The 19,275-nt window shown below is 50.6% G+C and carries 16 protein-coding genes; 2 read left to right on the top strand and 14 right to left on the bottom strand.

Going from position 1 to position 19,275, the window contains the following annotated elements; translation table 11 throughout:
- Nucleotides 1-9 precede the first annotated feature (9 nt).
- The 12 genes from astB to BV405_RS15030 form a co-directional block, all read right to left on the bottom strand.
- Nucleotides 10-1,347, bottom strand: coding sequence for an N-succinylarginine dihydrolase (gene astB, locus BV405_RS15085; protein ID WP_086481724.1), 1,338 nt, complete (start codon nt 1,345-1,347; stop codon nt 10-12).
- A gap of 20 nt (nt 1,348-1,367) precedes the next feature.
- Nucleotides 1,368-2,879: a succinylglutamate-semialdehyde dehydrogenase gene (gene astD, locus BV405_RS15080; RefSeq protein ID WP_086481723.1), complete on the bottom strand. Its 1,512-nt coding sequence runs from the start codon at nt 2,877-2,879 to the stop codon at nt 1,368-1,370.
- Between the two features lie 108 nt (nt 2,880-2,987).
- On the bottom strand, nt 2,988-4,031 hold the full coding sequence (gene astA, locus BV405_RS15075; protein WP_086481722.1) for an arginine N-succinyltransferase: 1,044 nt from the start codon (nt 4,029-4,031) through the stop codon (nt 2,988-2,990).
- A 195-nt stretch (nt 4,032-4,226) separates the two neighbouring features.
- A complete protein-coding gene (gene astA / locus BV405_RS15070) occupies nt 4,227-5,234 on the bottom strand; it encodes an arginine N-succinyltransferase (protein WP_086481721.1) in 1,008 nt (335 codons plus the stop codon).
- Nucleotides 5,234-6,475, bottom strand: a complete 1,242-nt coding sequence (locus BV405_RS15065; RefSeq protein ID WP_086481720.1) for a hydrolase — start codon at nt 6,473-6,475, stop codon at nt 5,234-5,236. The genes astA (BV405_RS15070) and BV405_RS15065 overlap by 1 nt, the downstream gene beginning before the upstream one ends.
- 150 nt (nt 6,476-6,625) lie before the next feature.
- A complete protein-coding gene (locus BV405_RS15060) occupies nt 6,626-7,612 on the bottom strand; it encodes a hypothetical protein (protein WP_086481719.1) in 987 nt (328 codons plus the stop codon).
- An 8-nt stretch (nt 7,613-7,620) separates the two neighbouring features.
- Entirely contained in the window at nt 7,621-8,418 is a 798-nt protein-coding gene (locus BV405_RS15055) for a hypothetical protein (RefSeq protein ID WP_086481718.1), read from the bottom strand.
- 9 nt (nt 8,419-8,427) lie between these two features.
- Entirely contained in the window at nt 8,428-9,951 is a 1,524-nt protein-coding gene (locus BV405_RS15050) for a hypothetical protein (RefSeq protein WP_086481717.1), read from the bottom strand.
- Nucleotides 9,938-10,783: an ion transporter gene (locus BV405_RS15045; protein WP_176330178.1), complete on the bottom strand. Its 846-nt coding sequence runs from the start codon at nt 10,781-10,783 to the stop codon at nt 9,938-9,940. Before BV405_RS15045 ends, BV405_RS15050 begins: the two co-directional genes overlap by 14 nt.
- A 158-nt stretch (nt 10,784-10,941) precedes the next feature.
- Nucleotides 10,942-11,259, bottom strand: coding sequence for an ArsR/SmtB family transcription factor (locus BV405_RS15040; RefSeq protein ID WP_086481715.1), 318 nt, complete (start codon nt 11,257-11,259; stop codon nt 10,942-10,944).
- A 17-nt stretch (nt 11,260-11,276) separates the two neighbouring features.
- Complete coding sequence (locus tag BV405_RS15035; RefSeq protein ID WP_086481714.1) at nt 11,277-12,320, bottom strand: cation diffusion facilitator family transporter; 1,044 nt, start codon at nt 12,318-12,320, stop codon at nt 11,277-11,279.
- A gap of 245 nt (nt 12,321-12,565) precedes the next feature.
- Complete coding sequence (locus BV405_RS15030; RefSeq protein WP_086481713.1) at nt 12,566-13,789, bottom strand: aspartate aminotransferase family protein; 1,224 nt, start codon at nt 13,787-13,789, stop codon at nt 12,566-12,568.
- Nucleotides 13,790-14,266: 477 nt separating this feature from the next.
- Here BV405_RS15030 and BV405_RS15025 point away from each other — a divergent pair, with 477 nt between their 5' ends.
- On the top strand, nt 14,267-15,328 hold the full coding sequence (locus tag BV405_RS15025; protein ID WP_245832349.1) for a GlxA family transcriptional regulator: 1,062 nt from the start codon (nt 14,267-14,269) through the stop codon (nt 15,326-15,328).
- A gap of 136 nt (nt 15,329-15,464) precedes the next feature.
- Nucleotides 15,465-17,135: a leucine-rich repeat domain-containing protein gene (locus BV405_RS15020; protein ID WP_086481712.1), complete on the top strand. Its 1,671-nt coding sequence runs from the start codon at nt 15,465-15,467 to the stop codon at nt 17,133-17,135.
- A gap of 83 nt (nt 17,136-17,218) precedes the next feature.
- Here BV405_RS15020 and BV405_RS15015 read toward each other — a convergent pair whose 3' ends face one another.
- Together BV405_RS15015 and BV405_RS15010 are read right to left on the bottom strand one after the other, a co-directional pair.
- The gene (locus BV405_RS15015; protein WP_086481711.1) at nt 17,219-17,410 is read right to left on the bottom strand and encodes a hypothetical protein; all 192 of its coding nucleotides are present in this window, start codon (nt 17,408-17,410) and stop codon (nt 17,219-17,221) included.
- 125 nt (nt 17,411-17,535) lie between these two features.
- Nucleotides 17,536-19,173, bottom strand: coding sequence for a GMC family oxidoreductase (locus tag BV405_RS15010; RefSeq protein ID WP_245832348.1), 1,638 nt, complete (start codon nt 19,171-19,173; stop codon nt 17,536-17,538).
- Nucleotides 19,174-19,275 lie beyond the last annotated feature (102 nt).

Raw genomic sequence — 19,275 nt, 5'->3', positions numbered from 1 at the left:
AGGGGTCAATCAAACCCGCTGGAACGGATAGACAGAACCCAGTTTCAGGATCTGAGTCAGTTCATCCAGTGCCGTACGGGATTCGATCAGCAGCTGAGGATCAGCCAGATCCGCATCCAGAATACGGTCACGGTAGTGACGCTCTACCCAGCTGTTCAGCGTAGTGAAGAGTTCATCACTCATACGGGTTGCCGGATTAAATGCTGCCAGTTCCGCTTCGTTCATGGCCACACGCAGACGCAGACAAGCAGGGCCACCGCCGTTGCTCATGCTCTGCTTCAGATCGAACACTTTCAGTTCATCGATCGGGCTGTCACCACTTTCCAGCTCAGTCAGGTAGTTCCAGACGCGTTCGTTGTTCTTACACTCTTCCGGAATCACCAGCAGAGTGCGGCCATCCGGCAGACTCAGCAGCTGGCTGTTGAACAGGTAGCTCTGTACCGCATCGTCAACCGATACACGGCTGGCCGGAACTTCTACCACCCGGAAGCTGCCACCCATAGCATCGGTCAGTTGCTGTTTAACCGCAGCCTGATCCAGGAACGCCTGCTCGTGGCAGAACAGAATGTCGCGGTTACCCACAGCAATTACGTCGTTGTGGAAAACACCGGCATCGATCACATCCGGATGCTGTTGTGCATAAACCACATGGCTGTTGCTCAGACCGTGACTACGGGCCACCGCCTGAGAAGCTTCCAGTGTGTGACGCGCCGGGTATTTTTTCGGAGCAGGATAACGGCTGTCGAAAGCACTGCGGCCAAAGACAAAGAACTCAACACCCTGCTCGCCGTACTCGTGGCAGAAACGGGTGTGGTTTGCTGCGCCTTCGTCACCAAAGTGCTCAACACCCGGCAGAGCAGGATGGTGGGCAAAGTGGTTTTCATCCGCAAAGGTCGCCTGCAGAATGCGACCAGTGGTTTCATGCTCAATGGAACGGTGAAATTTGTTGGTCAGGTTCGCCGGTGTGAAATGCACCTTGCCGTCTGCAGTATCCGCACTTGGGGATACAGTGGCAGCATTCGCCGTCCACATGCTGGATGCAGAGCAGCAAGCCGCCAGAATACGCGGTGCTTCTTTCGCAGCTTGTGCCAGCACTTCGGCATCAGATCCGGTAAAGCCCAGACGACGCAGGGTAAACAGATCAGGACGCTCCTGAGGTGCCAGTACCCCCTGAACCATGCCCATGTCGTGCAGGGCTTTCATTTTCGCAAGACCCTGCAGCGCTGCCAGTTTCGGGTTAGACGCATTCGCACCGTTGTTCTCAGACGCTACGTTACCGAAAGAGAGGCCGCTGTAGTTGTGCGTTGGTCCAACCAGACCATCAAAATTCGCTTCAAACGCTTTCATATCAGTTCTTCATCCGTCGGTTAGGCGTCAAGGTTCAGACCTGGAGACAGGGTCTCAGGCAGTACCAGCTGGTCTGCTTCCATACCCGCTACCGGGTAAGAGCAGTAGTCCGCTGCGTAGTATGCGCTTGCGCGGTGGTTACCGCTGGCACCCACGCCACCAAACGGAGCGGCACTGGAAGCACCGGTCAGCTGCTTGTTCCAGTTCACGATGCCCGCACGGATGCGGTCGTAGAAGTAGTTAAAGCGCTCTTCGCTGTCGCTGAACATACCGGCAGACAGACCGTATTTGGTGTTGTTGGCCTGACGGATCGCTTCATCTAAGTCACTGAAACGGATCACCTGCAGCAGCGGGCCGAAGTACTCATCATCTGGTAGCTTATCCGCGTTAACCAAAGCGGTCACATCGATCAGACCCGGAGACAGGAAACCTGTACCCGATTTCAGTTTCTCCAGTTTCACCAGAGGGCTTGCGCCCAGACCGATCAGGTTGTCCTGAGCTGCCGCGATGCCGTCAGCGGCTGCTTCCGAGATCAGACTACCCATGAAAGGTGCGTCTTCATCAAACTGGCCACCCACCTTGATCTGGCTAACCGCTTTCTGCAGCTGAGCAATAAACTGATCGCCCCACTCGCCAACAGGTACAAACAGGCGACGGGCACAGGTGCAACGCTGACCACTGGTGATGTACGCAGACTGAATCGTCTCGTGAACGGCCGCTTTCATATCGGCCACTTCGTCGATGATCAGCGGGTTGTTACCGCCCATCTCCAGCGCCAGAATCTTGCCCGGGTGACCGGCAAACTGCTCATGCAGAATGTGACCGGTACGGGAGCTGCCGGTGAAGAAGAGACCATCGATATCGTCATGTGCTGCCAGTGCGATACCGGTATCTTTCTGACCCTGCAGCAGGTTCAGAACACCCGCTGGCAGACCGGCTTTTTCCCACAGCTGAACCATAAATTCCGCAACGTGTGGCGTCAGTTCACTGGGTTTCAGCAGCACGGTATTACCCGCCAGCAGTGACGGTACGATATGACCGTTTGGCAAGTGACCCGGGAAATTGTATGGGCCGAATACCGCAACCACACCGTGTGGCTTGTGGCGCAGAACAGCACGGGCACCGGCCTGATCTCCTGTAACAGCGCTCACGCGGCTACCGGTACGCTCGTTGTATGCGTTTACAGAAATGGCGATCTTGCCGATCATAGCGCCAACTTCGGTACGGGTTTCCCAGACAGGCTTACCGGTTTCCGCAGCGATGATGGTCGCCATCTCTTCTTTGTTTTCACCCAGTAGCTCGGCAAAACGACGTGCAATCGCTTCACGGGCTTCAAAAGAGGTCATAGCCCACTCAACAGAGGCAGTGCGGGCTGCTTCTACTGCAGTATTAACCTGGGCTGCAGAGGCTTCTTTACCCTGCCAAACCACTTCACCGGTTGCCGGGTTCAGGGAGGTGAATTCCGGACCTTCACCCGCTTGCCATTGGCCATCGATCAAAGCTTGGCCAGAAAACTTGTTTGTAGCTGTCATTGTTTTAGCTCCCTAAAAGGCTTAATTCTTTTCTCACGGGTAATCACTTCATGTGCTGATTTCTGATCAGTCATCAGCACCTTTTCAAATCATTCAGCTCTGATTCGATTACCAGAGGCTACGGCCGGAGGCCATCGGCACGATGCGAACCGTGGTGCCTTCTGTAATCTGAAGTGCATCACCGACCGCTTTTGGCAGTCCGACAACGTGATTGCCAACGACATCAACTGCCGTCATGCAGCAGCGGAAGTTAGCGAAGTCAGTGGTACTGACCAGATATAGCTCACCCTCAGGCTGACGCTCTGTTGTCTCGTCAAGAATGTGGGCTTTTACATAACGGCTTTCCTGTACGGCACGCACGTCATGGGTACGGGAAACCAGTGTTGGGCCACCGTCAAAAATGTCGATATAACCGGTGTAGCGCAGTCCTTCTGCTTCCAGCAATTTGCGGGCAGGGGTCGTCGCTTCGTGGGTTTTACCGATCGCTTCCTGTGCATCTTTTGGCAGCAGGTTGGTGTAAATGGTGTTCTTCGGCATCAGCTCAGCGATAAACACCTTATCCATCGAGGACAGGGTGTCGGCTTCGGCAAAGTCCAGAGAGAAGAAGTGACGTCCCAGACCTTCCCAGAAAGGCGATACGCCCTTGTCATCGGAGTAACCACGCATCTCTGCGATCAGGTACTCGTTAAAGCGCTGCGGGAACTCTGCCAGGAACATAAAACGGGACTTGGACAGCAGCGCGCCATTCTTGCTGTGACGGGCTTCAGGACTCAGGAACAGGGTACACAGCTCTGAATAACCGGTGTGGTCATTAGAGATGGTCAGGGTGTTCACCTGGTTGTACACGTTCAGCTCACGGGAAGCGTGTACCAGAGTGCCCACACGGTAGTTGTACCAGGGTTCGCTCAGACCAACAGCAGCTTCGATACCGCAGATACCCACAACATCACCGGTGTCGGTATCTTCCATCACAAACAGGTACAGGGCTTCATCGGGAATGCTGTTCGGCTTAAACGCTTCCAGAGCGCTCTCGATTTTTCCGGCTACCTGCTCATCGTTATCCTGCAGGGAGGTAAAACCCGGACCGGTTTTGCGAGCAAGTTCTCGCAGGGCTGCATGATCTTCAGCCTGAATTGGACGAACCACCATCATGGCGGGCTGCTCCTCAAAAAGTCTCAGAAAGATTGTCTGCCAGCAGTGCAACACCGGCAGTTACCGTTTTTTATTAATAGCTATAGGTTATTTCAGCTTCCTGCTGATGACCTCATCCCCCTTCTATTGAGAGACGATGAAGCCATCGGATGGCCATCCACTTACAACAACCACCCACTTACAAAAACCATCTGCTTACAGCCAAAGCACCCGTGCACTTTCGCCGGATGCCAGCTCCAGCGCATCGGCTTGCGCTTCGGTCAGTACCGGCTGCTCCGGATTCAGCGGAGCGAGAATGCAGCGGTAGTTGTTCAGCTGGTTATTACTGATCAGCGCCATCGGCTGATCATCTGCTGTCTCTCCGATCGCAAGTGGTAGACAACGGCTCTGGCTAACAGAGCGAACGTATTCGGTGCGGGCTTCCAGCGTTGGACCTGCATCAAAAATATCCACGTAGCGGCGATACTCGAAACCTTCCTCTTCCAGCAGTTTCTGCACATCACGCATATCGTCACGGGTTTGTCCCAATACCGCCTGAGCTTCAGGATTCAGCATGGGCACGTAAACCGGATAGTGCGGCATCAGGTCCGCAATAAAGCCTTTGGAGTTAATACCGGTAAGGTAGTTAGCTTTATTGAAATCCATGTTGAAGAAGTGACGACCGAGACATTCCCAGAATGGCGACTGGTTTTTCTCGTCGGCAACGCCCTGCAGTTCGACGATCAGACGCGGAGAGAAACGCTCCGGATGGGCGGCGATAAACAGCATGCGAGCGCGGGATAACAGATGAATATTCTCGGCCTGACGATGCTCGCCATCCATAAACAAGGTGTAAAGACGGGATGCACCGGTATAGTCCTGACACAGATGCAGCGCAGGAACACGGTTGTGGATCTGAAGTTCGCTGGAAGCATGCACCACATCATCGATACGGTAGCTATAAAACGGAGAGGTGATACCCACCGCCGCTTCGATACCGGAAACGCCAACCACTTCGCCGGTCTCGGTATCTTCCAGCACAAAGTGATAGCTCTCGCCTGCCGGACGCTCGACCTCTTTACGCAGGGATTGCTGAGTATTGCTGATCAGCTGGCTCAGATGATCACGGTTATCCGGCAGCGTCGTCATACGACCACCGGAGATCACAGCAAGGCGCTCAAGCCCTGCCAGATCGTGAAACGCTAAAGGACGCAGTACCAGCATCAGACTTTCTCCTTCTGAACACCCAACCAGCCCAGATCATCGGAAGAGGCCAGTTTCATCAGCATCAATGCACTCAGCTTAGCCCGTTTGGTAAAGCTGGAGACTTTGACATACTCATCGGCAGAGTGAATCTTGCCGCCCTGAACACCCAGCGTATCGATATTCGGAATACCTGCTGCAGCCAGATTGTTGCCATCACAGCAACCACCGGTTGGCAGCCACTGGATCTGCATACCCAGATCGGCACCGCAATCTTTCGCCAGTTGGAACAGCTTCTGGTTAGCCGGGGTCAGCACCTTAGGCTTACGGGTAAAGCCACCGTGCAGCTCAATCAGAATGCCTTCGCGGGCGTGAATTTTGCCGACAATCTCTGCCAGTCGGTTCTGACACCAGCGTTCATCTTCAGGGCGTTCCAGACGGATATTGAATTTGGACACACACAGATCCGGCACGATATTGACCGCACCACCGCCTTCGATAAAACCCGGGTTGATGGTGACGCCTTCACGCTGACCGTTCAGGTCATCCAGCATGGCGATAAAGTCCGCCATGGCACGAATCGCGTTACGTCCCAGATGGTGTTCACGACCGGCATGTGCCGCACGGCCACGGATCACAACGCTGAAGTTACCGCTGCCTTTACGCTCACCGGCCAGATTGCCGTCAGGGAAACTTGGCTCGTAGATAAGACCCAGATGCACACGCTTGGCGGCATCAGCAATCAGAGGTGCAGAAGCGGCAGAACCGATCTCTTCATCGGAGTTAAACAGGATCTCCCAACCGATACGCTCTGCGAACGGGCTGCGCTCCAGCGCCTGAATCGCCGTCAGCATGACCATTAGGCCGCCTTTAAGATCGGCAACGCCCGGGCCATTCAGCGTATCGTCATCCAGCCAGGTGATGGTCTGGAAGTGGTGATCAATAGCAAATACGGTATCCATGTGGCCGCAGAAGAATATCTGAAGCGGAGCTTCCGGACGCTTGCGAATACGGATCGCATCGCCCAGAGGGAATTCTTCAACAACGCCCTGATTGTTGACGCTCTGATAAGGCGCAACCTTAATGCGCTCAACGTCGCCACCTAAAGGCTCGCAAATTCGGATCAGCTCATCGCCAACACGGTTTACACCGGCGGCATTCAGGCTACCTGAGTTGATTTCAGAAAGGGCAATGGTATTGGCCAGCATGGTGTCGTGCTGTGAATCGATCCACTCAAGCCATTGGGTAAAGTCGTTACTCATCTCAAGACATCCTATTTTGCGTTGTCTTCATTATTGTTGAAGCACGCAAGAGTTTCTGTCCGGGATGCGACCTTTTTTTTAGATTGGGGACACTTGAAGAAAAAGTGCAGTTTCCCAAACTGCACTACATTTGCAGGCAATTTTCAGAGTTCAGATAAAATCCGAAAGCTCTGTCAATTTGGATTCAGAATCGCCCAAAATAGCGCCATCTTCATCCATTATAGCAATATCCACAATACACCTTACAAGCTGGGCAGTCTTTACTGTTTTAAAAACAAGCTCCTGTTGTTCTCGGCTGAACATCTTGAAATCAGTTCCCGCAAGATCAATGATAGCTCCCAGCTCATTCGTTAAACGCCGGCAGCTTGCCCTAGCCAGCGATAGGATATCAGATTGAATTTTAGCAATAGCCAATATACCTAGTAATTTGGCGGATGCAGCATCGCATTCTTTAGAGAATGCAACCGCTAGCTCTTCGTTAGACTTAGCATCACTTAAATTACGTTCGGCTTTAGCTCCCAATACGGCACCAAAAACAAGCAAAGCAGGCCCTGTAACTAATCCACCTAAAACCATAGTCCCCCCAGCAATTCCCATACCACCGGAGGCGAGGCTACCACCACCAAGCCAAGCCAAAGTAGCATTAGAGGCTGCTACACCTGATAGGCTTCCAATCCCTGTACCTGTACTTGCAGCAGCCAAAGAACTTGTGAGGCCATAAGTCCCAAAAGCAGCGACTGAGCCTACGACTGCACCAAAACCACCACCTGTCACAACACCAGACACAAGCTCACAATCATTTCTGATTTGTTCGACTGAAGGGGCTTCATCCCAGTCAAAAAAACCATCATCAATCTCTTCTGAAAAATCCACTCCTTTCAATTGACTATAGGCAGAAACAAAATTAGTAAGCGTAGAACTAATTGCACTAATCTTTTTAGCACCTAACCTATCAAGGTTTTTATTGGTTCTATTTCTCAACTCAGAAAGAGATGATTCAGAAGAATCAACTATCTTTCTTGCTCTTTCATTTATTTCTCTTGCTTTACTATTATCAGAACTAGCCTGTATTGATTTTCCAGCACCATAAACCCCGGCAGCGCCTGCGACAAGTACAACAATAAACGGCAAAGGCATAAAAACTCCTATTCGTTAACCAAAAATTCAGCTTTTGCCGACTCTCTAATAATACTCGCCACACAGTCTGAAAGTTCTTGCAAAAAGCTTTTTGGCAAATCAACTTTGACTCGAACAGCCTCTATGAAATCAAATTCCTCATCGCTAACATTTCCATCAGAAAAGGCCAAAGCCAACAGCTCAAATAATATTGCTTTTTTTTGATTAAAATCAAAATCCACCTCAGAAATTTCTTCCAACAAGTAGTCTTTAAACCTTGATACCAACATCGCGCGAACCCCAGGAGAATCAATCATGAAAGGGGCTGTAAAGACCAACCTGTTCAAACTATCAACATCATAATTTTCTTCGTCTAAATATGGATCATAGCTTGGATCATCATCGATCTCTTTCATTTCATTATCTATAAATATGTCATACCATGAATTAAGCGCTTTAGAATAAGAACCACCGACATCTTCTGAAAAGAAACCTTTATCGTCAATTTCTTCTAAAACATCATATAAAATCTGGCCTAAGCGTCGTCTCAAACCACTATCAATACGATCAATATCATAATCACTTAAAGACAGCTCAAACAAAAAACCATTAAAAACCCTTCTTTCATATTCATTTAGATTCATCTCTACAAAAATATCAAAGAGATCAGATACACTATCTTTACCCTCGAGAACCATCCGCCTAACTGAAGCATGTCTAATTTCTTCTTTTTTTTCTTCATCTAAGGTATCTGACATGCACAAAATCTTAGATACTTTGTAAAAATATTCTTTCTCTTCAAAACTATCTAACAGGTGTAAAAACATAGCAACCCCTTACAATTTAAATACATCATCACTTTCCATAAAAGAAGAGAACTCTTCCATATCATAAAAAATAATGCTTTCACCAACTATCTCAGCGAATTCATTTACTTTCTTTGAAAACTCATCAGCTGAAAGCTCATGCAAAGAATCAAATGCCAAGAATACATCTGCCGACGCATTGCCAAACTCAGCTATTTTTTTATCAAAAATATCCTCAATGGATTTTTTGTATTCGATAACAGCCTGATTCAATACATCGCATCGGGCTTTAATCTGCCAATAACGTTCTTCTGCCGCGTCCGCCTCCTGGAACACAGCAACCGTAGACCGATAGAACATGGAGGTAACTGTGTGGCCGATCATGCCGCCGATCAGCCCTCCAAGAACTGGAATTGGAATTGCGATCTGTCCTAACGTGGCGCCAATATTTGCCGCCATAACACCAGACGCAGATTGACCTACATCTGTTAATAGCTGTGCAGCATCAATATTGCCCTGAACATATTGATTGATACTGCCACCCAAGGCTAAGCAAGTACTAACGACTAAAGCCGGTAAAGCCGTACCGGACAATGCACGAACAGTCTCAGAACCGGACTGCTGCATAACACCACCGATGGCACTACCGGAGAAAGCGGTTGCGTAGCCGATTCCGGCGGAAGTTGCCGTATCAGCAACGGTATCAACTAACGCATCGGCAAACTCTTTCTCTCCACTTACCAGAGCAAACGCATTGGTTAGCAGTGAAATACTGCCACCGATTGCCGCACCAAATTTAGCCCCCTCAAGTCCAGCCCTATGGCTGGTTCTGGCGATATCAAGAGCCGTAGCTAACTTAGGATGTTCACGATAGAAAATAGCTTCATCTGTAGTCAGATCTGAATCCAGGATATTGCCTGCCAACTCATCGTAATGAGCAGCATTCTCCCGTAACTGTTTGACGACCTCATCGGGGGCACCTTTGACGGCAGCGTCATCAGCCTGCTGCCTAAGTTCTGCGGCACGTTGATGACAATGCTCAGCGGCTCCGGGTACCTGCTCCGATGGCAGTTCCAGTTTTACACCGCGATAACGGGCAAATTTTGCGTCACCTTTGGCTGAATCTTCAGCAATATTTTTTAAAAGCTGATCCCGATCGCCGACAAACTTCATCTGGGTTTCTGTACCCGAAATAATTTGGCCATCCAGAATCTGAACACGATCCACGACATTATGATTTCTGCCGTATTGGGAAAGATCATCACTGCGACTAGTGCGTACAGGGTCTCCCGACAAGATTGCATCAGCATTATCCCGACTGGTTGCAGCAACCTCTGCACTGTAACCTGCCTGCTGTTTGATATTCTGCTGGGCATATTCAGGGTTTACTTTACCTTCACTGATCCCTTTTAAGCCTTTGGCAAAAACCTGACCCGTTTTATTATCATACCCACGGTAGCCCTTAAGAAATTCAGCACTCGCTTCGGCGTGCAATCCTGATAACTCAGCAGTTGACAGACCTATTGCTACATTTCTTTTTTCATTCTTTGCCATGAACCGCTCCTGTTCCTTTAACCCCAAGCTGGTGATGCTTTAATAATTCAATAATGGATTCATTCTGCTGCTTCAGCAGCTCCACTTCCCGCATAAGGTCATCATTGTTGTCACTGACCATCTCATCGACAAAGATCGCATTAGCTAATGACAAAGCGATAAAACCACCTAAAACCAATACCAAAATCACATAGCTGTTCACTGCATAAAAAAGCCACGGCAAATCCGACTGAAGGGCGGATTCAGGTATTGCCCCCCAATTTTCAATTGTGAATATCCCAAAGACTGTATTCAGAGCAGTAAGAGGAGTTCCAAAGTATTCAGGAAGATAGGGAGAAAAAAGTGAATAGCCTGTGATTGCAAATACAACCATCATGATGAACATAAAGAGCAAAACAGCTCTTGCGGCACTTAATGCCCGCCCAAGTCCCTGGATTATCTGATGCGCATTCGGCACTAGACGAAAAGCTCTCAACATAGTGACTAATCGGAGGGCACGAAGATATGTCATGCTGCCAAAAGTAAAGGCTGGAGTTATCAGTAATAAAATGCTTAAGCCAAGTACCGTGAAGTCAAACTTATTAGCTCTGAGGGAAAAGTAGCTGTTTAAGCCCAGCCGTCTGGCTTTAGCGATAAATTCAAAGAAGAAGTAGCTTACGACATACCATTCGAAGACGAGATTTGCGTAAGCTGACCAGTGATGGCTAAAAAAGGAAAGCAAGACTGAGCCAAGAATCACCAAGCCTGTGATTCGCTCATTTAAAAATATTCTGAAGAAAATTGAATCTCGGTTTTCTTCAGCTTCTGTAGGCGGGACTTCCTTGGCAAACAAACGACTAATCCTTGTCTTTTTCATTTTAGAAAAACATCATCTACTAACTGAATTTTGATGTCTACAACATGAATGTTTGCTTCAAACTAATGTTGTATGAAAGCGACCTATATCATATAAATTTCAGCGACATTCCATGTCGCACTGAAATACTAATTTTAAAATTCTTCCTCTTTGATATGCACAACCATATCTTTCAGCATATCCCGCACATGATCATCCGCCAGTGCGTAGAACACCTGACGGGAGCGGCGCTCACCGATAACCAATCGCGCTCCACGCAACAAACGCAGATGATGGCTGACCAGCGTTTGGGAAAGGTCCAGCTGCTCCGCGATATCTCCCACGGATTTAGGTTCGTTCAGGCAGTAGAAGAGAATCCGTAACCGACTGGGGTCACCCAGCAGGCGAAAGGTTTCAGCCAGAATGGTACTGTCCTGCAGGGACAGAGTGTCATAATGATCTTGTGCCGACATGGTCTCTAACTCCCCGATTAATGTTGATGCTGATGTGAATGGTCGTGGCCGTGGTTGTCGTTGTGACTGTGGTTACGGTTGTGGCTGTCGCCAGAAGGCTCCGATAGGCTGCAGACACTGGAACCGCCTTCATTCCAATCGACGGCAACAGTGGCGTGTTCGATCCGGAATTTATTTTTCAGCTCCAGTTCTACTGCCTGAGTCACTTCCCGTGCCATGCCATCCTCTTCCGGGCGCACATGCAAAGTCGCCAGAGCGCGACCGGAGGTGATCGACCAGACATGCACATGGCTTACCTCGGTTACACCTTTAACTTCCGCTTTGATATGACTGCGGATCTTCTCAGGCGCTGCATGATCTGGTGCACCTTCCAGCAGGATATGCAGGGATTTCGCCAGCAGCGCCCAGGCACTGCGCAGAATCAGCAGGGAGACCACGACGGACAAAATCGGGTCGATAGGCGTCCAGCCGGTAAAGTGAATAATCACCGCAGCGGCAACCGCACCAATGGAACCTAACAGGTCACCCATCACATGCAGCGCAGCACCTTTAATATTCACATGCTCGCTGTCGCCACGGGTCAGAATCCAGAACACCAGAATATTGACCACAAGACCGGCAATCGCCACCGCCATCATAGGCCCCGCCAGCACCGGCTGCGGCTCGCTGAAGCGCTCCCAGGCTTCAAAGCCGATCCAGCCGACAATCACAAACAGGGTAATGGCGTTGATAAAACCGGCGATCACTTCAAAACGCAGATAACCAAAAGTGCGGCGGGTATCTGCGGCCTTACGGCCAAAGCGGAATGCAGCATAGGCAAGCGCCAGCGCAGCAGCATCGGTCAGCATGTGACCCGCATCTGCCAGCAGCGCCAGCGATCCCGAGATCAGACCACCGACCACCTCCACCAGCATAAAACTGAAAATCAGAAAGAACGACAATAGCACCTTGCGCTCGTTAGCCTCGGACATCTCCGGCACATGGGAGTGGTCGTGGCCATGACCGCAGCTATGGCTATGATCATGAGAGTGTGAATGCTGGTCACTGTGCGAGTGAGTCATGGCAACTCATCCTTAACTTATGAATATGTATTCATATATTAAACATAAAATTTCTCACGGCAAGTTTTGCTTTTAATCCAGTGGTTAATTCAAGAAAGAATGAAGAGAAGAGGCTTCCAATAGCAGAAACAAAAACGGCCACAGGTTAAAACCTGTGGCCGTTTTTTATCAGGCTGATCTCTCAGCCCGATAGCAATACCGATTCGGACTGCTTGTCCTGTCCGGATTAACCGATAAGAACCGGATTAAGCCTTAGCCGCTTCCAGTACCTTAGCAATCGCATCACCCAGCTTCTCCATCCCTTCACGGATATCGGACTCAGGGATGATCAGGGACGGTGCAAAACGCAGTACGTTAGGACCGGCAACCAGCATCATCAGACCTTCAGCACGAGCTGCCGCCAGGAACTCACCAGCTTTACCGTGCCACGCTTCGATCAGCTCAGCACCGATCAGCAGGCCGCTGCCACGAACTTCTTTGAAGATACCGAAACGCTCGTTCAGCTTGTTCAGCTCTTCGTTGAAGATCGCATTACGGGTCGCAACACCAGACAGCACTTCAGGGGTGTTGATGATATCCAGCACTTTTTCCGCAACAGCACATGCCAGAGGGTTACCACCGTAGGTACTGCCGTGAGTACCAAAGCCCAGGCTTGGCGCAACTTTGTCGCTGCACAGCATAGCGCCAATCGGGAAACCGCCACCCAGAGATTTAGCCGTGGTCAGTACGTCAGGGATCACGCCGCTTTCCATGTAAGCGTACAGGTGACCGGTACGGCCAACGCCAGTCTGAACTTCATCAAATACCAGCAGGGCATTGTGCTGATCACACAGCTCACGAACACCTTTCAGGAATTCAACATTACCCGGTACAACACCACCTTCACCCTGAGTCGGCTCCAGAACAACCGCGCAGGTCTTATCGGAGATCATCGCTTTCAGAGAATCCAGGTTGTTGTATTCAGCGTGCTCAATCGCACCCGGCGCTGGCTCAAAACCTTCACGGTATTTCGGCTGACCACCTACGGAAACGGTGAACAGAGTACGGCCGTGGAAGCCCTGCTTGAAGGAGATAATTTCGTTTTTCTCAGCACCGAAGTTGTCGTAAGAGTACTTACGTACCAGCTTGAACGCTGCTTCGTTAGCTTCAGCACCTGAGTTACAGAAGAAGACTTTGTCAGCGAAGGTCGCATCAGTCAGCTTCTTCGCCAGACGCAGTGCAGGCTCGTTAGTGAACACGTTACTCAGGTGCCACAGCTGATCCGCCTGTGCTTTCAGAGTTGCAACAAGCTCAGGATGGCAGTGACCCAGAGCATTTACCGCGATACCACCGGCAAAGTCGATGTACTCGTTGTTGTCCTGATCCCAAACGCGTGAACCTTCACCGCGAACCGGTACCATCTGCTGAGGGTTGTAGTTCGGTACCATTACTTCATCGAACAGTGCACGGGTTACGTTTTGTGTTGTCATCTCTGTCTCTACCTCGTGAGCCCTCTGAACCTGAACGCCTTCAGTAAAAGCGATAGTGGGCGGGGCTGTTTATCGTTTCTTTGCGTGGTTGCCGCTTATTGGATTGCTGGCTGAATCATGCCAACAGCACCCCGGCAACCTGTGCCTTTTATTCTGTTTCATCGGCACCTGTCTCTCAGCCTTGGGTGAAAACAGGCTATGCTGAAAAGGTCGCTTAAGCGCAAAACACTTTTCCATAACAGTCTGTTTTTAAGGCCGGAAAGGTCCGGAAAACCTGTTATTACAGTATCGGTAAAACTGGCTCGGGATTACATAGCCAGATTTGTTATAGCGCGACACAAACTTGCTCTAAGCTGACATTTCATCATCTGCCAGCAGTTATCGGGCAGATAAACCGTTATTCTTAGCGCCATCAAATGCTCTGCTAAAGCTCACCGAAGCATTCTGTCTGGGACAATTATTCAGGAGATCACCCCGTTGCAACCTAGTCAGTCAGCACTAACCACAAAAAGCGCCACACGGGAAAACGGCAAGGCCAGAGCCAAACGCTACGGCTTTCTGCTGGTGCCTAACTTCTCCTTAATCGCCTTTTCTTCGGCGATTGAGCCGTTGCGTATGGCGAACTGGATTACCGGTGAAGAGCTTTATGAAACTACGCTGATCAGCCACGACGGGGAGGCTGTTGCCAGTAGTTTTGGTGTGCAGACACTGGTGGATCACAGTCTGGATGATCTGCCGGAACTGGATGCTATTTTTGTCTGTGGAGCCAGCCCCATCGCCCGGACGGGCAATGATGCCATTATCGCTTGGTTACGTCAGCAACGCAGCAATCAAATTGCGATTGGTGGCATCGGAACCGGTTCTTATATCCTGGCCTGCGCGGGTTTGCTGAATAACCACAAGGCAACCATTCACTGGTGGGATATCGAAAGTTTGCGCGAGGATTTCCCTCATACTCAGGTCACCAACAATCTGTTTGAGATCGACGACAAACGCTACACCTGTAGTGGTGGTACGGCGGCGATGGATATGATGCTGTTTCTGATCCGTCAGCAGCACGGTATGGATCTGGCGGCTTCTATTTCAGAACAGTTCGTGTGTGAACGTATGCGAACCGGCGATGACCCTCAGCGCATCCCGCTAAAAACCCGTATCGGCGTCAGTCAGCCAAAACTGATCGAAGCAGTACAGCTGATCGAAGCCAATATCGAAGAGCCATTAAGCGCCGACGATCTGGCTCGTCATGTAGGTGTATCTCGCCGCCATCTGGAACGCCTGTTCAAAAAACATCTGCAAACCGTGCCTTCCAAATACTATCTGGAACTACGACTGGAACATGCCCGCAAGCTGCTGCGCCAAACCGACAAGCCAATTCTTCAGGTGGGTTTGTCCTGCGGTTTTGCCAGTGCCTCCTATTTCAGTACCGCCTATCGCAACCACTATGGTCTGACCCCAAGAGAAGAGCGCAAGCGCTTGCAGGAGCAGGAAGCCAACACTAATCCGCATCCCGTGGTGACTCAGCGCTCCCAACTGATCTGATTGACGACAACAGCCCTCTAAATGAGGCCTTGCTCGAAGACTCCCTGTCATCACCTCGACAGAATGGAGCATATCCTCTACATTGGCATCTCGTCATCGTTCAAACCCACCTCTCTTCGACTCAAAAGGATCTGTCGTGTTGCGCGCGCCCACATCACTGCTTGTTTCTGTAATAGCCCTTACCACGTTATTAACCGGCTGCGTTGCCACCCAGCCAAAGGCCAATCTATCCTACAGCGTTGAACAGATTCCGTTCCGGGATGACAACTTCAAAGCCTGCGTTCTGGAACAGGGTATCTCTGATCCGGCGAAAATCACTCAGCTGGACTGTAGCCTGAGAAGCATTCAGTCCGCCGATGAGCTGTTTTATTTCCCGAATCTTGAGCAGCTGGATCTGGGGCTGAACGAGATCAGCTGGCTGGATCTGAGAGCAAACACCAAGCTGAAGAGTCTTAAGGTATTCCCAAGCAGTTATCTGAAAGCCGCTAAGTTTAGCCAGTATCCTCAGCTCACCCATCTGACACTGGATGGCCTTGATGGAGAGATTGCCGTTGATGCCATTGCCGCAATGCCGGTACTTGAAGAAGTCACCCTGGGTTTTGAGGATCTGACCGCTCTTAAACTCAAACAGCCGAATTTGAAAAAACTGAGTTTTATCAGCACCAAAGCGCTGAAAAAACTGACGCTCTATACGCCATCGTTAGAAGATCTCTATATTGACCGCTCCCAGCTGAACTGGCTGGATCTGAGCAATACACAGAACCTGGTCAACCTTGAAGTGCGAAAAACACCTCTGCAGAAACTGACCCTTGCCGAGCTGCCAAGGCTGAAAAAGCTCTGGCTGCAGGAAGGTCAGCTGACGGAAGTTGAATTGGGTGCAGCACCTCAACTGGAACAACTGGTGATCAGTCGTCATCAGCTTAAATCCATCGATCTGAGCCAGGCTCCGAATCTTAAGGAAGTGGATCTGGACAATAACCAGCTGACGGATCTTGATCTGAACGCTCAGCGAGACCTGACCCGTCTTTACGTGAAGCACAATCCACTACCGGATCTGTATAAGGCCCTCGGCAACAGCAGTCTTTTCCTCTACTGCATCGATGCCAATACGCTGGACTACACGGTAGAAGTTTTCAGTCTGAACTGCCGCACCGGTAATGATCTGAAGGTTGATGCCTTTAAACCTCTGAACAATCTGCGCAGTCTGGTTCTGCGAATGCCAGAGGGTGTGGATAAACTGGATCTGAGTCAGCAGAAAGGTCTGGAACTGCTGTCGATCACCAGCCGCAGAAAATCGCTCAAACAACTTACCGTTCCTGCCAGCCCTTACCTGACAGAGATTGATCTGGATGATAACCATCTGGAGTCCATTGACCTGCCGGAGCTACCTGCTCTGGAAGATCTGGATCTGTTAGGCAATAAGCTGACCGAGGTAAAAATCAGAACCTATCCTAAGTTGAAGATGCTTGCTCTGACCCGAAATCCGCTGGAAAAAGTGGAGATCGCCCCGCAGCCGAATCTGGAAATTCTCTTTATCAACCAAACATCTCTGAAGACTCTGACCTTGTCGGATCAACCTAAACTTGAGGAACTGATTCTGAGTGATGGTAAGTACGAAAAACTGGAACTGGATCTGCCATCCTTAAAGCTGCTGGACCTGCGCTGGAATTACGACCTGAAACCGGAAAACAAACATTACAGCCCGGCAACCCGTAAGGCACTGAATCTTCCGGTGGCCAATGCGCAACCCGCTGAAGCTCAATCCACTGCTGCCGCTGACACAGAGCAACCGATAACGACAAACTAATCGCGCTCTAATCAGCACAAGCAAAAAAGCCAGCGGATTACCGGGTAATCCGCTGGCTTTTTTATCTTCTGCGACTGCAAGCGTTATTGCTTGTCCAGCTCCTTAAAAGCGTTGTCAGCATCACGGCGCAACTGTTGTTCCTGCTGACTGGCTTTCTGTTCACGCGCTATCTCAGCTTCCGCCTTTGCGCGGGCATAATCTTCTGCAGCTGAAGAGCAGCCGGTCAGAAATACAACACCCGCAAGGGCAATGCCCAGACCTAAAGAACGTACCATAATAAACCTCCTGTCTCTGAATCTCTGCGCCAGCATGCTTGCGCTGACCTCGTTACTTAACAGAGGTTATAAACAACCCAAGCTCATCTGTCACCCATGGAGGTCAGGCTCAGCGCTAAAACTTATCAAACCAGAGGCCGAAGTATCAGCTCCGCCGCTTTACTGGCGATTGCAAGGGTCGCTGCAGTGGTATTGCCGCTAACCAGATTCGGCATAACAGAGGCATCCACCACCCGTAGATTTTCCATGCCATGAACCCGGAGTTGCTGATCCACGACAGCATCGTCACCATCCCCCATCCGGCAGGTGCCGACCGGATGATAGATACTTTCTGCATACTGTCGGATATAGGCTTCTTTCTCTGCCTGAGTGTGGCAACCCTTGCCCGGTCGCCACTCCGCCTGACCTAAGCGGCTGATCACAGGTTGATTGAGTAGCTCACGGGCACTGTCCAGAGCACGCACCATACCTTTCAGATCTTCACCTTCCGCATCACTGAGATAGTTGGGTTGCAGCAGAGGTGCATCCTGTGGCCGGTCGGAGCGAAGCCCCACATAGCCGCGACTTTTGGGACGCAGTAAACAAGCCCGCAGGGTGTAACCAAAATGCCGGATAGTTGGAGTCAGGTTGAGGCCATGATCCACTTCCAGCGCAGGCAGAAAATGATGCTGCACATCCGGTCGGGACTGATCAGGATCAGTGGCAACAAAAGCTCCCGCTTCAGCAAAGTTGGAGGTTAAAACGCCTTTTCGCTTCGGGTAATCCAGCATGCCTTTGATGCCCCTTGGCCAGAACAGAGGATTCAGCGAGATCCCGCGACAACCCTTTTCCAGCCAGCTAACACTGATATCCAGATGATCCTGCAGATTGCGACCTACGCCTTCCAGCTGATGACGAAGCGGAATGCCCTGCCGGCCAAGCTCCTCTTCAGGACCAATACCGGACACCATCAGTAGCTGGGGGGTGTGCAAAGCTCCCGCAGACAGAATCACCTCGCCGCTGACCGGCAGATACAGCTCCTGCCCCGCCACCTGATAATGCACACCGCACACCCGATTGTTTCTCAGCTTCAGCCGCTGTACCTGAGCTTTGGTTATCACCGTAAGGTTGCTGCGTTCACGGGCCGGGTCGAGAAAGGCTTTGGCACTACTGCAACGACTGCCATCACGCTGCATCACTTGATAGGGGCCGATACCCCACTGATCCTGACCGTTAAAATCATGGTTCAAGGGCAACCCCAGTTGCTGACCGGCCCTAAGATAGGCTTCGGAAAGTGGGTTAAAACTGCGCAGTGACTGCACCGACAATTCGCCGCCTTCCCCATGCCAGGGATTTGCCCCCGCTTCAAAATCTTCCATCGCTTTAAAGTGCGGTAGCAGTCCCCGATAGTGCCAGCCATGCTGACCCACACCAGAGAAACTCTCAGCCCAGAGGTCAAAATCTTCCGGCTGGCCACGGGTATAACACATCGCATTAATGGAGCTGCTGCCACCAAGAGTTTTGCCTCGCGGCCAGAACAGACGACGCTGATTCAGCTCTTTCTGAGATTCGGTATAGAGCGCCCAGTTCAGACGCTTGCTACGCATCAGCGCCAGAATACCGGCAGGGATATGAATAAGCGGGCTGGTATCGGCCGCCCCCGCTTCCAGAAGGGTTACCTGACAGGCAGGGTCGCGGCTCAGGCGCTCAGCCAGCAGACAGCCAGCGGCTCCACCACCGACAATGGCATAATCCGTCATGGTTTGTTTGGTCTCTTGCGTCATTATTGTTTTTGTTTTGTCTGCCCGTTGAATCCGAGCAAATTCGGGTTATCCCGTCAGATTAGACAAAGCGCAAGAAAACATCAAACAGTTGTTTGAATTAAC

Source organism: Oceanospirillum sanctuarii, from assembly GCF_002150805.1.
Taxonomy (GTDB): Bacteria; Pseudomonadota; Gammaproteobacteria; order Pseudomonadales; family Halomonadaceae; genus Oceanospirillum; species Oceanospirillum sanctuarii.
The sequence above is the reverse complement of the archived record's forward strand: the minus strand, read 5'-3'. Positions and strand labels throughout refer to the sequence as shown.

What these genes read in the sequence shown, in the direction of transcription:
- astD (WP_086481723.1), bottom strand. Translation starts at nt 2,879, where the DNA reads ATGACAGCTACAAACAAGTTTTCTGGCCAAGCTTTGATCGATGGCCAA.
- BV405_RS15010 (WP_245832348.1), bottom strand. Translation starts at nt 19,173, where the DNA reads ATGACGCAAGAGACCAAACAAACCATGACGGATTATGCCATTGTCGGT.
- astB (WP_086481724.1), bottom strand. Translation starts at nt 1,347, where the DNA reads ATGAAAGCGTTTGAAGCGAATTTTGATGGTCTGGTTGGACCAACGCAC.
- astA (WP_086481722.1), bottom strand. Translation starts at nt 4,031, where the DNA reads ATGATGGTGGTTCGTCCAATTCAGGCTGAAGATCATGCAGCCCTGCGA.
- BV405_RS15040 (WP_086481715.1), bottom strand. Translation starts at nt 11,259, where the DNA reads ATGTCGGCACAAGATCATTATGACACTCTGTCCCTGCAGGACAGTACC.
- BV405_RS15015 (WP_086481711.1), bottom strand. Translation starts at nt 17,410, where the DNA reads ATGGTACGTTCTTTAGGTCTGGGCATTGCCCTTGCGGGTGTTGTATTT.
- BV405_RS15030 (WP_086481713.1), bottom strand. Translation starts at nt 13,789, where the DNA reads ATGACAACACAAAACGTAACCCGTGCACTGTTCGATGAAGTAATGGTA.
- BV405_RS15035 (WP_086481714.1), bottom strand. Translation starts at nt 12,320, where the DNA reads ATGACTCACTCGCACAGTGACCAGCATTCACACTCTCATGATCATAGC.
- BV405_RS15060 (WP_086481719.1), bottom strand. Translation starts at nt 7,612, where the DNA reads ATGCCTTTGCCGTTTATTGTTGTACTTGTCGCAGGCGCTGCCGGGGTT.
- BV405_RS15065 (WP_086481720.1), bottom strand. Translation starts at nt 6,475, where the DNA reads ATGAGTAACGACTTTACCCAATGGCTTGAGTGGATCGATTCACAGCAC.
- BV405_RS15055 (WP_086481718.1), bottom strand. Translation starts at nt 8,418, where the DNA reads ATGTTTTTACACCTGTTAGATAGTTTTGAAGAGAAAGAATATTTTTAC.
- BV405_RS15050 (WP_086481717.1), bottom strand. Translation starts at nt 9,951, where the DNA reads ATGGCAAAGAATGAAAAAAGAAATGTAGCAATAGGTCTGTCAACTGCT.
- astA (WP_086481721.1), bottom strand. Translation starts at nt 5,234, where the DNA reads ATGCTGGTACTGCGTCCTTTAGCGTTTCACGATCTGGCAGGGCTTGAG.